10 protein-coding genes are annotated in these 14,226 nt (G+C 74.0%); 3 read left to right on the forward strand and 7 right to left on the reverse strand.

Annotated elements, in window-relative coordinates:
• Positions 1-26: 26 nt before the first annotated feature.
• Positions 27-1,460, reverse strand: a complete 1,434-nt coding sequence (locus ACIOGZ_RS23610) for a serine hydrolase domain-containing protein (protein ID WP_363586713.1) — start codon at positions 1,458-1,460, stop codon at positions 27-29.
• A gap of 467 nt (positions 1,461-1,927) precedes the next feature.
• Between ACIOGZ_RS23610 and tdh the strand changes: the two genes are divergently transcribed.
• On the forward strand, positions 1,928-2,956 hold the full coding sequence (gene tdh, locus ACIOGZ_RS23615; protein ID WP_363586714.1) for an L-threonine 3-dehydrogenase: 1,029 nt from the start codon (positions 1,928-1,930) through the stop codon (positions 2,954-2,956).
• 31 nt (positions 2,957-2,987) lie between these two features.
• Positions 2,988-4,181: a glycine C-acetyltransferase gene (locus ACIOGZ_RS23620; RefSeq protein WP_400802855.1), complete on the forward strand. Its 1,194-nt coding sequence runs from the start codon at positions 2,988-2,990 to the stop codon at positions 4,179-4,181.
• A gap of 228 nt (positions 4,182-4,409) precedes the next feature.
• Here the strand turns inward: ACIOGZ_RS23620 and ACIOGZ_RS23625 are convergent, their stop codons facing one another.
• Both ACIOGZ_RS23625 and ACIOGZ_RS23630 read right to left on the reverse strand, forming a co-directional pair.
• Positions 4,410-5,981 (reverse strand): TolB family protein, encoded by a 1,572-nt coding sequence (locus ACIOGZ_RS23625; RefSeq protein WP_400987122.1) that lies wholly within the window; start codon positions 5,979-5,981, stop codon positions 4,410-4,412.
• Between the two features lie 153 nt (positions 5,982-6,134).
• A complete protein-coding gene (locus ACIOGZ_RS23630) occupies positions 6,135-7,523 on the reverse strand; it encodes a TolB family protein (protein ID WP_400987124.1) in 1,389 nt (462 codons plus the stop codon).
• Positions 7,524-7,742: 219 nt separating this feature from the next.
• Here ACIOGZ_RS23630 and ACIOGZ_RS23635 point away from each other — a divergent pair, with 219 nt between their 5' ends.
• On the forward strand, positions 7,743-8,654 hold the full coding sequence (locus tag ACIOGZ_RS23635) for a LysR family transcriptional regulator (protein ID WP_400987126.1): 912 nt from the start codon (positions 7,743-7,745) through the stop codon (positions 8,652-8,654).
• Positions 8,655-8,708: 54 nt separating this feature from the next.
• Here the strand turns inward: ACIOGZ_RS23635 and ACIOGZ_RS23640 are convergent, their stop codons facing one another.
• The 4 genes from ACIOGZ_RS23640 to ACIOGZ_RS23655 all read right to left on the reverse strand — a co-directional run bounded on the left by ACIOGZ_RS23640 (position 8,709) and on the right by ACIOGZ_RS23655 (position 14,074).
• The gene (locus tag ACIOGZ_RS23640) at positions 8,709-9,395 is read right to left on the reverse strand and encodes a TetR/AcrR family transcriptional regulator C-terminal domain-containing protein (protein ID WP_363588867.1); all 687 of its coding nucleotides are present in this window, start codon (positions 9,393-9,395) and stop codon (positions 8,709-8,711) included.
• A 58-nt stretch (positions 9,396-9,453) separates the two neighbouring features.
• Positions 9,454-10,614, reverse strand: coding sequence for an FAD-dependent oxidoreductase (locus ACIOGZ_RS23645; RefSeq protein WP_400987128.1), 1,161 nt, complete (start codon positions 10,612-10,614; stop codon positions 9,454-9,456).
• Between the two features lie 431 nt (positions 10,615-11,045).
• A complete protein-coding gene (locus tag ACIOGZ_RS23650) occupies positions 11,046-12,782 on the reverse strand; it encodes a serine/threonine-protein kinase (RefSeq protein WP_400987130.1) in 1,737 nt (578 codons plus the stop codon).
• A 146-nt stretch (positions 12,783-12,928) separates the two neighbouring features.
• Positions 12,929-14,074, reverse strand: a complete 1,146-nt coding sequence (locus ACIOGZ_RS23655) for a hypothetical protein (protein ID WP_363629760.1) — start codon at positions 14,072-14,074, stop codon at positions 12,929-12,931.
• Positions 14,075-14,226 lie beyond the last annotated feature (152 nt).

Consider the following 14,226-nt stretch of genomic DNA (forward strand, 5'->3'; position numbering starts at 1 on the left):
GCTCAGGCGCCCGGTCGGTCTGGTGCTCAGGCGTTGACCGTGGACGGCGCGCCGGAGGGGGACCCCGGGGCGCCGGACGAGGCCGGGGACGAGGCCGACCCCGAGGGCGAGAGCGAGGGTGACGGCGACGCGGACCCCGAGGACGAGGCCGACGGCGAGGCCGTGTTGTTCACCGGCGGGATCGAGTAGACGTTCTTCGGCGAGACGATCTGCGTGATCGCCTTCGCGAGCAGCGAGGACGGCTCCGAACCCCGGTACGGCACATCGGTGTTGAGCAGCACCACCAGGGTGGCCTGGGACTGCGGCAGGTACACCGCCACGGTCTCGTAACCGGGCAGCGAGCCGTTGTGCCCGATCCACCCGTTGTTGTTGAACAGCCCGAGGCCGTAGCCGACGCCGGGGTCCCCGGTCGGCTGGGTCTTCAACCGCTGGGACTGGGTGTCCTGCTTCAGCAGGGAGCCGGTGGCCAGGGACTTCGACCAGTTCTGCAGGTCGGTGAGGTTGGAGATGACCGCCCCGGCCGACCAGGCCCAGGACGGGTTCCAGTCGGTGGCGTCCGTGGTCTGGCCGTTGGGCGTCTGGTCGGTGTAGCCGCGGGCGTGCGGGTCGGGGAAGGTCGCGTCGGTCGGGAAGACCGTCCCGTTCAGTCCGGCCTGGCTGAACACCTGGTCCTTGAGGAACTGGTCCACGGGCTCCCCGCCGGCCTTCTCGATGACCTTGCCGAGCAGGATGTAGTTGCTGTTGCTGTACTGGAACTTGCTGCCCGGCGGGAAGTTCGCCGGGTGCTTGTACCCGTAGGCGAGCAGCTCGTCGGGCGTGAACACCCGGTTCGGGTCGCTGATCAGCGCGTTCACGAAGTCCGGGTCGGAGGTGTACGGGAACAGGCCGCTGCGCATCCCGGCGAGCTGGCGGATGGTGATCTTGTCGCCGCCGGGCACGCCGTCCACGTACTTGGAGACCGGGTCGTCCAGGCCCACCTTGCCCTGGTCGACCAGCCGCAGCACGCCGGTCGCCGTGAAGGTCTTGGTCTCGCTGCCGATCCGCATGTTCAGGTCGGGCGACATCGGGGTGCCGGCGGACTTGTCGGCCTGGCCGAAGGCCCGCTGGTAGCTGCCGTCGGGGGTGGTGATCCCGACGATCACGCCGGGGGTGGAGGTCTGGTTCAGCACCTGCTTGATCGCGGCGTCCAGCTGGTTGGCGACGTCGGGGGTCAGCGGCACCACCGCGCCGGCCGAGCCGCTCGCCGAGCCGCTCGCGGCGCCCGAACCGGCGCTGGAGCCCGACGCGGACGGGCTGAGCGCGGCGGGCTCGGCGGTGAGGGCCGCGCCGCCGGCCTGCTTCGGCGGTGACCCGCCGGAGCAGGCCGCGGTCGCGAGCAGGCCGGTCAGCGCCAGGGCGGCGCAGGCCGCTCGGCGGGTGGAACGGGACGCGGCCGGATGTGGCCGTCGGAGCGTGGTCATAGGTCGAGGCGCCTCTCTGCGGCGGACGGCCCCGGAGCGCTGCTCCACGAGGCCGACGGGGGAGCGCCGCCACCGTAAGCACCGCCGGTGCGGCCCCGCTCGTCGACCGCCGCAGGGCTGACCCGAACGGACCGGCGGTCAGCCGACTGCCCCAGCCGGCTGGCGCATATCGCCTCTCGTGCTGTCAAGGACCACTGCCCACTGGGGGGTTGGTGTCGCGGAAGCGGGCTCGCGCTCGGCCGAACAGGTGAGCACCGGCACGCCGCACCCGTCCCCGGCCCCGGCTCGGGCACGATCGTTTAGCCCAGCTGTGGCCGCCCTTAAGAATTCCTCGATGGACCGAACCCACCCTCACCAGGCAGATTTCTGCCTGCCCGGATCGCGTCCGCCAGGAACGGCCACACCGGGGCCACTCGGCCTGCCCACCCGCGAAGGCCGCCCCACTCGCACGTCAGGAGCCGACGCCCGTGAAGGCACTCGTCAAGCAGAAGGCCGAGCCCGGGCTCTGGCTGGTGGACGTCCCGAAGCCGGAGATCGGCCCCGGCGAGGTGCTGATCAAGGTGCTGCGGACCGGCATCTGCGGCACCGACCTGCACATCCGCAACTGGGACGGCTGGGCGCAGCAGACCATCACGACCCCGCTGGTGCTCGGCCACGAGTTCGTCGGCGAGGTCGCCGAGATCGGTGCCGGCGTCGCGGACATCGCGGTCGGCGACCTGGTCAGCGGCGAGGGCCACCTGGTCTGCGGCAAGTGCCGCAACTGCCAGGCCGGCCGCCGCCACCTGTGCCGCAACACGGTCGGCCTCGGCGTCGGCCGGGACGGCGCCTTCGCCGAGTACGTGGCCCTGCCCGCCTCCAACGTCTGGGTGCACCGGGTGCCGGTCGACCTGGACGTGGCCGCGATCTTCGACCCGTTCGGCAACGCCGTCCACACCGCGCTCTCCTTCCCGCTGGTCGGCGAGGACGTGCTGATCACCGGCGCGGGCCCGATCGGCATCATGGCCGCCGCCGTCGCCAAGCACGCCGGCGCCCGCAACGTGATGATCACCGACGTCTCCCCGTACCGCCTCGACCTGGCCCGGAAGGTCGGCGTCACGCTGGCGCTGAACGTCGCCGAGCACACCATCGAGGAGGGCCAGCAGAAGCTCGGCCTGCGCGAGGGCTTCGACGTCGGCCTGGAGATGTCCGGCCGCCCCGAGGCGATGCAGTCGATGATCGCCAACATGACCCACGGCGGGAAGATCGCCGTGCTCGGCCTGCCCGCCGAGCAGTTCCCGGTCGACTGGGCCTCGGTCGTCACCTCGATGATCACCATCAAGGGCATCTACGGCCGCGAGATGTTCGAGACCTGGTACGCGATGTCCGTGCTGCTGGAGGGCGGGCTGGACCTCGCCCCGGTGATCACCGGCCGGTACGCCGCCGACGACTTCGCGGCCGCCTTCGACGAGGCCGCCGGCGGACGCTGCGGCAAGATCATCCTCGACTGGACCGCCTGAGCCCCCCGTTCGTCCTCGTTAGGAGTCCGCAGTGTTCGACAACGTGCGCGCCGACATCGCCACCACCCTCGACGAGATCCGCGAGGCCGGGCTCTTCAAGCCCGAGCGGGTCATCGGCACCCCGCAGAGCGCCGCGGTCACCGTCACCGGCGGCGGCCGCCCCGGTGAGGTGCTGAACTTCTGCGCCAACAACTACCTCGGCCTGGCCGACCACCCCGAGGTGCTCGCCGCCGCCAAGGACGCGCTGGACCGCTGGGGCTACGGCATGGCCTCGGTGCGCTTCATCTGCGGCACCCAGGACGTCCACAAGGCACTGGAGGACCGCCTCTCGGCCTTCCTGGGCCAGGAGGACACCATCCTGTACTCCTCCTGCTTCGACGCCAACGGCGGCGTCTTCGAGACCCTGCTCGACGACCGCGACGCCGTCATCTCCGACGCGCTCAACCACGCGAGCATCATCGACGGCATCCGGCTCAGCAAGGCCCGCCGCCACCGCTACGCCAACCGCGACCTGGCCGACCTGGAGCAGCAGCTCAAGGAGACCCAGGACGCCCGCCGCCGCCTGATCGTCACCGACGGCGTGTTCTCGATGGACGGCTACGTCGCCCCGCTGCGCGAGATCTGCGACCTGGCCGACCGCTACGGCGCCATGGTCATGGTCGACGACTCGCACGCCGTCGGCTTCGTCGGCCCCGGCGGCCGCGGCACCCCCGAACTGCACGGCGTGATGGACCGCGTGGACATCATCACCGGCACCCTCGGCAAGGCGCTCGGCGGCGCCTCCGGCGGCTACGTCGCCGCCCGCCGGGAGATCGTCGCCCTGCTGCGCCAGCGCTCCCGCCCGTACCTGTTCTCCAACTCGCTCGCCCCGGTGATCGCGGCGGCCTCGCTGAAGGTGCTCGACCTGGTCGAGCAGTCCAACGAGCTGCGCGAGCGGCTGGCGGCCAACACGGCGCTGTTCCGCAGCAGGATGACCGAGGCCGGCTTCGAGATCCTGCCGGGCGACCACCCGATCGCCCCGGTGATGATCGGCGACGCGGCCAAGGCCGGCCGGCTCGCCGAACTGCTGCTGGAGCGCGGCGTGTACGTGATCGGCTTCTCGTTCCCGGTGGTCCCGCACGGCCAGGCCCGGATCCGGGTGCAGCTGTCCGCCGCGCACTCCACCGAGGACGTCGAGCGCGCCGTCGCCGCCTTCGTCGACGCGCGCGCCGCGCTGGGCGAGTAGCCCGGCGGTCGGTGAGGCGGCGGCCCCATGAGCTGCCCGCGGGCCGGTCCGCTCGGAACCGGACCGGCCCGCGGGCTCACCATCGTCGTGCGGTGGGGGCGCATCGATCCGCCCCCACCGCACGGCCCACCAACCATCTGCCCCACCCTCCCGCTTCGGGGGCGGGATGCCGGCCCGGCCGACGTCCCGCCCCCGTTCGCGGTTCACGGTGCGAGCGGCGGTTGACGGTCAGTCGTCGCTGTCCTGGTCCTGGCCTTGGTCCTGGTCGTCGCCGTGGCCGTGGTGCGCGGTGGCGCGGGCGAAGACCTGGGAGTCGGTGCTCGCCGGGCCGCCGGGGCCGGCGAGCAGGTTGCCGTTGGTCGAGCTGAACACCACCGTGCGGCCGCGGGCGTCCACGACCGGGTCGGTCGAGGAGCCGTTGCCGAGCGAGCCGTCCGCGGCGGTGGCGACCCGCTCGGTGCGGCCGGTGCGCAGGTCGTGGCGGTAGACGTCCCAGCCCGGGTGCTGCGGGCCCGCCACCAGGTTGTCGGCGGCGGAGGCGAAGTAGACCCAGCGGTTGTCGGCGGTGATCCGGGCGTGGTCGGAGGAGCCGACCGAGGTGGTGCCGGGCAGGCCGCCGCTGATCTTCGTCACGGTGCCCTTCCTGAGGTCCCGGACGTACAGCACGGTGTGGAACCGGTGGCCGCCGGTCGACCCGCCGGGCTCGGGCAGGGCGTAGATCGCGCGCCGCCCGTCGGGGCTGATCGTCGCGTCGAAGCTCGGGGCGCCGAGCTTGCCGTCGAGGTCGAGGCTGGCGGCGGAGATCCGGCCGGACTCCACGTCGTAGGTGTAGTAGGGGGCGGTCACCGGCCGGGCCAGGTTCGGCTGGGCCATGCCCTTCTGCGCGCTGTGGGGCAGGGCCGGGGCGATGCCCGGGGCCAGCTCCACGTCGGCGGGGGCGGCGGCGCCCCCGGCGGCCGGGGCGGGGGTCTGGTCGGCGGGCAGCAGGTTGCCGGCCATGGAGGTGAAGCCGATGGTGCGGCCGTCCGCGCTGATCGTCGGGTGGAGGGACATGCCGTCGCCCGGCTTGCCGTCCACGCCGCGGGTCACCAGCTTGGTCTTCCCCGTCCAGCGGTCGGTGACGTAGATGTTGTAGTCCCAGGTGTAGGGCCTGGCCAGCGAGGGGGCGTCGCCCTGGAGGTCGGGGACGAGGTCCTTCCGGCTGGAGCCGAAGACCACGTAGCGGCCGTTCGCGCTGATCGAGGGCGCGTAGGAGGCGTGGAACTTGTCGGTGTCGGTGCCGGTGAGCCCGCCGCTGATCAGCTCGGTGCGGCCGGTCCTCCGGTCGCGGACGTACACCTCGTCGCGCCCCTGGACCTGCATGCCGGGCACCACGTTCTCGGCGTCGCTGTCGAAGGCGACGTAGCGGCCGTCGGCGTTGATCGCGACGTTGTCGGTGAAGCCGTTCAGCGCGCTGCCGTCGGCGGCCAGGTTGATCCGCTCGGTGCGGCCGGTCCTCAGGTCGCGGACGTAGGCGTCGCGGGCGCTCTTCGCGGGCTGGGACACCAGGTTCGTGGCCCAGGAGGTGAACAGGGCGTAGCGGCCGTCGGCGCTGATCGCCTGGCTCCACGACTGGTTGTCCGGCGCGGCGCCGTTCACCCCCACGCTGACCTGGACGGTGCCGCGCGGCGCCCGGTGGGCCCGGTGGGCCCGGTCGGCCTGGGCGGGTGCGGCGGTCACGGCGAGTACGGCGGTGGCCGCGAGAATGCTGCCGCCGCCGGCCAGCCACCGGTTGCGGGTGGTACGGGTGCTGCGTGTCATGACGTCTGCCTCCCCGGGGGTCGCCCGGCCGGGCTCCCTCCCGGCGACGGGCTTTCGGGAGAGCCAATCGTCGGGAGGGCCGGTGGTCAACGCCCACGGGTGATCTCGGCCGAAAATACGTCAACGGACGTATGCGGCAGGGGAGTCAGGACGTCACAGGCGGCGCAGGAAGACGTCCAGGAAGGTGTTGGTGTCACCCGGCACCAGGTCGCCGTCCGAGGCGTCGAAGATCACCGTGTCGCCGGTGGCGTCCACGTACGGGCCGTAGGAGGAGGCGGTGCTCTGCCCGCCGCTCCGGGTGAGGCTGATCCGCTCGATCCGCCCGGTCCACAGGTCGCGGCGGAAGATGTCGCTGGCGGAGTTGGTGTCGTCGGGGACGAGGTTCTCGGCGGCGGAGTCGAAGTAGACCCAGCGGTCGTCGAGCGTCATGACGCCACCGGAGGAGGACCACTTGGCGGTGGTGCCCGGCAGGTCGGTGTTGACCTTGGTGATCTTGCCGGTGGCCAGCTCGTGGACGTACACGTCCATCCGGATGCCGTGGGCCGGGGCGGGCGCCCCGCCGATGAAGACCGGGAGGCTGTAGATCGCGTAGCGGCCGTCCGGGCTGATCCGGCCGTCGCGTCCGCCGTCGCTCAGCGCCCCGGTGTCGTCCAGGCTGGCGCCGGCGATCTTGCCGGTGCCGGCCTTCCAGACGTAGTACGGGTAGAACTTGGGCCCGGCCAGCTGGGGTGACCCGGCGCCCGGCGTCGGGTCGGCGGCCGGGGCCGGGGTGCCCGGGAGCAGGTTTCCGGCCCGGGAGCCGAAACCGACGGTCGAGCCGTCCGCACTGATCGTCGGGCTGAAGGAGTTGTTGTCGGCGCCCTCGCCCTCCGTGCCGGAGGTGACCAGCCGGGTGGTGTGGGTCCAGCGGTCGGTGACGTAGATGTTGTTCTTGCCGCGCTTCACGCCCGGGGCGAGGTCGGTGCGGCTGGAGGCGTAGGCGACGAAGCGGCCGTCCCAGCTGAGGGTGGGGCTGTCGGCGGTGCGGATGCTCTGGTCGTCGGTGCTCGCCGAGCCGGGGGCGGTGATCAGCTCGGTGCGGCCGGTCCAGCGGTCGCGGACGAAGACGTCGTTGCCGTGCTTCGGCTGGCCGGGCAGCACGTTGGTGGCGGCGGTGCTGAACGCCACGTACCGGCCGTCGCCGCTGATCGAGGCCTGGTTGGTGGCGGCGTCCAGCTTGGAGCCGTCGGCGGCGACGCTGACCCGCTCGACGTGCCCGTTGCGCAGGTCCCGCACGTAGACCTCGTCCGAGTTCGGGGTGCCGGCCCCGGGCAGCAGGTTGGTCGCGGTCGAGGTGAACAGCGCGGAGCGGCCGTCGGCGCTCAGCCCGAGCGCGGACGAGGTGCCGTCGAGCTGCTCGCCCTTGGGCCCCTCGCTCACCCGGGAGGTGTCGCCCTTGAGCGGCCGGGCCTCGGCGGCTGGCATCGCGGCCCCGGCCACGGCGGCGGCCACCAGGACGCCGGCGGTCCGGGCCAGCCAACGGCGGGTTCGTGCGGTGGTCATGGAGATCCTCCCCTGATGACGGCGCCGGGCCCTCGTCACCCCCGCGGCCCGGCTCGGGAAGAGCCAATCGTCGCCCGGGCCGGGTGGTCAACCGGGCGAAGCGATCTCGTCCGGAAATACGCCACTGGTCGTATCGCCCCTTACGCGGAACCGGGCCCGGACCCCGCCCCGGCTCCGGGCCCGGTCCGGCTGACCCCGGCACGCTGGCAGAATTGGCCTGTGATCGACGCCCGACGGCTGCGGACCCTGCGGGCCGTGGCGGACCACCGCACCGTGACCGCCGCGGCGGCTGCCCTCTACCTGACCCCTTCCGCCGTCTCCCAGCAGCTGGCCGCCCTGGAACAGGAGACCGGCCACCACCTGCTCGCCCGCGAGGGCCGGGGGGTGCGGCTGACCGCCGCCGGGGAGATCCTGCTGGGCCACGCCGACGCCGTGCTCGCCCAGCTGGAGCGCGCCGAGGCCGACCTCGCCGCCTACAGCGCGGGCGTCTCCGGCGAGGTGACCGTCGCCTCCTTCGCCACCGGCATCGCGCTCGTCCTCGCCCCGGCGATCGGGCTGCTGGCCGCGCAGGCGCCCGGGGTGCGGCTCAAGGTGCTGGACGCGGAGGGCGACGCCAGCCTGCCGATGGTCCTCGACGGCCGGGCCGACCTCGCGGTGGCCGTCGAGTACCGGGGCGCCCCGCGCGCCGACGACGCCCGGCTCACCCGCGTCCCGCTGTACGCCGAGCCGTTCGAGGCGGTGCTGCCGCTCGGCCACCCGCTGGCCGCCGACCGCGGTCCGCTCGCCGTCGCGGCCCTGGCCGACGAACGGTGGATCGGCCCCTACCCGGGCAACCCCTGCCACGACGTCGTCCTGCTCGCCTGCGAGCACGCCGGCTTCCAGCCGCGCCTGGTGCACTCCTCCGACGACTTCCGGGCCGTCGTCGCCCTCGCCTCGGCGGGCGCCGGCGTCGCCCTCGTGCCGCGCTCGGCGCTGCGCGGCGTCGACCTCGGCCGGATCGCCGTCCGGCCGGTGGACAGCGAACTCGCCACCCGCCGGGTCTTCGCCGCCGTCCGGGCCGGCGCCGACGGGCACCCGCTGATCCGCCCGGTGCTGGACGCCCTCGCCGAGGCGGCCGCGGCGGGCGCCTGAGGGTCCGAGGTCGGGTGGGTCCGAGCTCGGGCGGGGCGCGGTGGGCGGCTGGGGTCAGGCGGGTCGGGGCGTCGTGCGCGTGCCGTTGACGACCGCCCGGAACATCCAGGACAGCCGGTCCTCCGGCGCCCCGGAGACCAGGTCGTCCCCGAGCGCGGCGATCCTCGGGTAGGTGGCGGCGGGCGCCGCGCGGAGCGCGTCGGTGAGCGCGGCCTGTTCCCGCTCCGCCTGCTCGCCCTGCCGGGCGGACTGCTCGGCGGCGGTGGCGGTGGCCACCTGGAGCAGCACGTCCACGCCCCAGGCCGCCTGCCCGTCCGGCACCCCGCCCTCGTGCAGCAGTGCCAGGACCGCCTCCACCAGGGCCAGGTAGTGCGGCCCGGACGGCCTCGCCACCAGTGCGGCGTGGGCGAGCGCCGGGTGCCGGAGCAGCACCCCGGTGCAGGAGTCGAGGACGGCGGCCAACCGCTCGCGCCAGTCCCCGGCCGCCGTCACCGGGCTCAGGTCCACCTCCCCGAGGTACTCCTCCAGGATCGCGGCGTGCAGTTCCGCGGCGTTGGCCACGTACACGTACAGCGAGGCCGGCCCGGTGTCCAGCTCCTGGGCCAGCCGCCGCATGGTCACCCGTGGCAGGCCCTCCGCCTCCAGCACCCGTACGGCGGCGGCGACGATCGCCTCGTGGCTCAGCGCGGGCTTCGCCGGTCGCTCGCGGCGGCTGCGGGGTCGGGAGGGGGAGCTCGTCATACCGGCCAGCCTAGCGACCGTGTTCGTGACGAACTAGTTCGCCGAAACGGCGCCGCTGCTACCGGCCGGCCGGCGGGGCGGGCTGGTTCGGGGCGGCGAACTGGTCGAGCAGGCCCTGGAGGCCGTCGGGGCCGAACATCAGCTCCAGGCTGGCGGCGGAGGCGGCGGCCGAGGCCTCGCTGCGGGGGAAGAGGGCGCGCTCGTAGGTGGTCAGGGCGGCCTCGGGGTCGCCGGGGTGGTGGGCGAGGGCCTTGCCGAGTTCGGCGCCGTCGAGCATGGCGAGGTTGGCGCCCTCGCCGGCGAACGGGGACATCAGGTGGGCGGCGTCGCCGAGCAGGGTGACGCCGGGGGTGCGGTCCCAGCGGTGGCCGACGGGCAGGGCGTGGATCCGGCGCGGGACCAGGTCGCCGTCGGCGTCGGCGAGCAGGGCCCGCAGGCCGTCGGCCCAGCCGTCGAAGCCGGCCAGCACGGCCGCCTTGGCGGTGTCGGGGGCGGTGGTGTCGATGCCGTCCAGCCAGTCCTCGCCGGCCCGGACGGCGGTGTAGACGTGGATGCTGCCGTCGCCCTCGCGGTGGGCGAGGAAGCCGCGACCCTCGGCCACGGAGAGGAAGAACCCGCCGCCGACCAGGGCGGCCGCCTCGGGGTGCCGGGTGTCCGCGTCGTGCAGGTCGGCCTCGACGAAGGAGATCCCGGTGTAGGCGGGCCGGGCGTCGGACAGCAGTGGCCGGATCCGGGACCACGCGCCGTCCGCCCCGACCAGCAGGTCCGTGGTGACGGCCGTGCCGTCGGCGAAGGCGACCTGGTGGCGGCCGTCGCCCAGCGCGTGGGCGCGGACCACCTTCCGGCCCCAGCGGACGGTGCCGGCGGGCAGGGAGTCCAGCAGCAGGTCGCGCAGGCGGCCCCGGTCGACCTCGGGGCGGCCGCCGGTGCCGTCGTCCTCCTGCTCCAACCGGACGGCGCCGTCCGGTCCCACCACCCGCAGGGCCTCGCCGCCCGCGTGGACCAGGGCCAGGAACCGGTCGTGCAGCCCGGCGTCGCGCAGGGCCTGCTGGCCGGAGTCGTCGTGGATGTCGAGCAGGCCGCCCTGGGTGCGGGCCTCGGGTGAGGGCTCCAGGTCGAAGACGGCGGCCCGGATGCCGTGGACGTGCAGGACCCGGGCGAGCACGAGGCCCCCGAGCCCGGCTCCGATGACGGCGACGGGAACGTGCTGGACGGTCATGGCCACTCCTTGGGTCGGTGTCGGTCCGTGTCGGTCGGCGTGGGTTCGCCTCCCGTTCCTCCACGGTAACGAACAGGTTCGTAACGAACAAGTTCGTCTCCTGGAGCGGCCTACCGGACAACCGGGATCCCCCCGGACGGGAGCGTGAGAACTTCACGATCCGGACGTGGCGGGATCACTGGCGCGCCGCGAGACGAGGCGGGCAGCCTCGGTGCCGGAGAACCAGCTGACGGGAGGCCGTCGCCCTGGTCCACCCCTCGCAACTGCCCGGCCCCGGCGTCCCCGGCGTCCCCGGCGTGCCCGGCGTGCCCGCGTACGTCGCCGACCACCCGCTCCCCGACACCACCCGCGCCGCCATCGACCGCACCAACTCCGCCCGGCTCTTCGCCGGGGCGGCGTTCCTCAAGTAGTGGCCGAAGGCCGTGGGGACCTCACTCCACGATCAGGTACCGCTGCGCGCTCGCCCCGCTGGCGCAGGTCCCGCCGTCGCAGCCGCCCTTGGCCTCGGTGAACGCGCTCCAGACGTAGATCCCGGGCGAGGGCGGGGTGTACAGGTAGGTCGACGCGTCCTGCCATGGCATGTTCTGCCAGGTCCCGTCGGGCGACAGCACCGAGGCGTGGGAGGAGAAGCCGCTCGCCGTCCAGCTCAGCGAGACCGGCCGGCCGGCCTTGGCCACGGTCTGGTCCGCCGGGGCCAGCAGGCGGGGGACGGCCGGGGTGTCGTGCCCGGGGTCGGGCGTGGAGGAGCCCTTCGCCCTGACGAACAGGAACCGGTCCTCGGACCACGCGCTGCCGGTCTGTCCTTCGGCGGCGTTCGCGGTGCTCGCCTCCCACCGGTACAGCCCGGCGGCGGTGGGAGTGAACGTGCAGGCGGCGGAGCTCAGCCAGGCGGTGTAGCGGGGGGCGTCGTCGCCCAGCCCGGTGAAGACGCGCGACACCGCGGCGGCGTGGTCCCAGCTGAGCGTGACCGACTGGCCGAGCTCGATGACCGTCCGGTCGGCGGGCCCGGTGGGCTCGGGCGGGTGCGGAGTTCCCGCGGGCACGCTGGTCACCCTGGCCGGGGGCGCGGAGTCGGCCGGGGCGCCGCCGGACGGGAAGCAGTCCGGCGGCCCGGAGCCGCCGGTCATCACGAAGAGGCGGACGCAGACGGCGGCGGCGACGAGCACGAGGGCGAGCGGCACCGGCAGCCAGCGGAGCCGGTGCTTCCCGCCACCGGGCGGCGGGGCGTCGGGAGCCTGCCGGAGCTCGGTGACCGCCGTACGGGTGCGGTCGTTCGGGCCGTTCGGTGGCCCGATCGGCGGGGGTCCGGGGTGGGCCGGAGCCGCCCGCCGCTGCGCCGGAAGCCACGCCCCGGCGGGTGCGTCGTGCGCGGCCGGCCCGAACAGGTCCAGCAACTCGGCGGGGGTGGGCCGGTCGGCGGGATCGCGCGCCAGACAGGCGGCGATCGCCGGGCGCAGGGCCTGCGGGACGCCGCCGAGATCCGGCTCGGTGTGCAGGACCCGGTAGAGCATCACCTGCGCTGCACCGTGCCCGAACGGCGCGCACCCGGCAGCGTGGCAGAGCACGTGGCCGAGGCTGAACACGTCACAGGCCGGCCCGATCGCGCCGCCCGCGATCTGCTCAGGCGCCATGTAGCCGGGCGTGCCGACGACGACCTGGGTCCGGGTGATCGCGGTCCCGTCCAGCGCGCGGGCGATCCCGAAGTCGATGACGCGCGGCCCGTCGTCGGCGAGCAGCACGTTCGACGGCTTGAGGTCCCGGTGGATCAGGCCGACGGCGTGGATGGCGTCCAGCGCCTCGGCCAGCCCCGCCCCGAGGACGCGCAACGACGCTTCCGGCAGCGGGCCGTGGGCGGCGACCGCCTCGGCCAGGGACGGCCCCGGAACGTAGGCGGTGACCAGCCACGGCGGGTCACCGCCCGGGTCGGCGTCGACGACCTGGGCGGTGTGGAACCCGCCGACCCGCCGTACGGCCTCCAGCTCGTGGGCGAAGCGTCGCCGGAACTCCGGGTCGGCGGCGAGCTCCCGGTGCACGCACTTGACGGCGACCAGCCGACCGCCCGGCGAACGCCCGAGGTACACCACGCCCATCCCGCCGCTGCCCAGGCGCCCGAGCAGCCGGTACCGGCCGCCGACCGTCGTCGGGTCAGTGGCTCGTAACGCCTCCACGACACCCCCGGTGGGCCACCGCGCAGCAGCCGGTCCCGTCGACCGGACCCCCCGTGACGAACCCTCGCCTCATCCCAGCGCGTCGCGCGCGGGGCTGTCAATGCCGGCCGCCGAACACTCGGCGACCGGCGCCCCGGCGCGCGGCGTCAGATGCGCAGGGTCCGCAGGAAGCAGCCCGTGGCCGAGTCGCAGCCGGTGACGTAGAGCGAGTGGCCGTCCGGCCCGACGGAGAGGGCGTGCACGCGCCACTCGGGGACGGAGAGGGACACGCTCTGGTCGAACCGGTTCTCGCCCGGCACGAACGTGTACAGCGGGGTGGGGAGCCTGTACTCGGGGCCGCCGAGCAGGTAGACGCGACTGCCCTCGGCGTTCATCGCCGGGTGGTGGTACTCGAAGTAGCCGGAGCCGTACTTCATGAGGTAGCGCACCGTGTCCGTGCCCGTGTCGAGCCCGATGCCCACGGAGTAGGTGCGGACCGACCCGAGCGCGAGCAGGAAGGAGCCGTCCGGGGAGAGCGCCAGCTCGTCCTTGGCCCCGGGGTCGACGACCGTGGTGGTGCCGAGTCCGGTCCCGATGTCGAGGCGCAGCAGGTCGAGGTTGGTGCCCGCGTAGAGGTAGTTGCCGTCGGGCAGGACGGCGAGATCGTTGACCGTGTGGCCGGTGACCGCCGTCTGGTCGATGAACTCCTGGTCGCCGGTGGAGAATTCCAGGATCCGGCCCGGCTCCTCCTGCCCGGCGGGGCCTGAGGGACCGGACTGCCCGACGTAGAGGGTCTCGCCGTCCGGGTCGGTGGCCAGACTGGTCGCCGCGCCCGGGGTCCAGCCCGCCGGGAGCTGCTGCTCCGGCGCGGCGACGCGGGCCTTGACCGTGTTGGTCGCGGTGTCGATGACGTAGACGGCGGAGCCGACTCCGACGTACAGCCGGTGGCCGTCCGGGCTGAGGGCAGGCCGCCCGTAGGGTGCCGGGTCGCCGAGCGGGAGGCGGGCCGTCACCGTGCCGGTCTGCGTGTCGACGGTGGACAGGTACACGCCCTGGCGCCCGCCGACCACGTCCGTCAGCACGAGGTAGACCGTTCGGCCGTCCGGACTGACCGCCTCGGTGACCTTCTCCCAGGTGAATTCCGCGATCCGGACGGCCCACGGCACGCCGGCGACGGGGCCGTCGGGAACGCCGGAGGGGGCCGCCCCCGAGGCCCCCGAGACGCCCGCCCCACCGAGCAGCAGCGCCACCGCCGTCGCCGCCGAGACGGCCCAGCGGGATCCGCGCCGTAGCGCGCTTGCCGGAGTCCTCATCATGTCCTCCCCTTGTCGGCCGGTGCGCCGCGCCGGGCACCGGATGGATCGAAGCCTAGGTGATTCCATTGCCATCGAATGGGACAACTATTAAGTGGTGAAGGAGGGTTGGAAGATCCGGCAGTGGCTGGTGGGGTGTGCGGCGCCGGCCT

The organism is Kitasatospora sp. NPDC088160, assembly GCF_044741445.1.
In the GTDB taxonomy this organism is placed as follows: Bacteria; Actinomycetota; Actinomycetes; order Streptomycetales; family Streptomycetaceae; genus Kitasatospora.

What these genes read in the sequence shown, in the direction of transcription:
- ACIOGZ_RS23640 (WP_363588867.1), bottom strand. Translation starts at nt 9,395, where the DNA reads ATGACGAGCTCCCCCTCCCGACCCCGCAGCCGCCGCGAGCGACCGGCG.
- ACIOGZ_RS23630 (WP_400987124.1), bottom strand. Translation starts at nt 7,523, where the DNA reads ATGACCACCGCACGAACCCGCCGTTGGCTGGCCCGGACCGCCGGCGTC.
- ACIOGZ_RS23645 (WP_400987128.1), bottom strand. Translation starts at nt 10,614, where the DNA reads ATGACCGTCCAGCACGTTCCCGTCGCCGTCATCGGAGCCGGGCTCGGG.
- ACIOGZ_RS23625 (WP_400987122.1), bottom strand. Translation starts at nt 5,981, where the DNA reads ATGACACGCAGCACCCGTACCACCCGCAACCGGTGGCTGGCCGGCGGC.
- ACIOGZ_RS23655 (WP_363629760.1), bottom strand. Translation starts at nt 14,074, where the DNA reads ATGAGGACTCCGGCAAGCGCGCTACGGCGCGGATCCCGCTGGGCCGTC.
- ACIOGZ_RS23610 (WP_363586713.1), bottom strand. Translation starts at nt 1,460, where the DNA reads ATGACCACGCTCCGACGGCCACATCCGGCCGCGTCCCGTTCCACCCGC.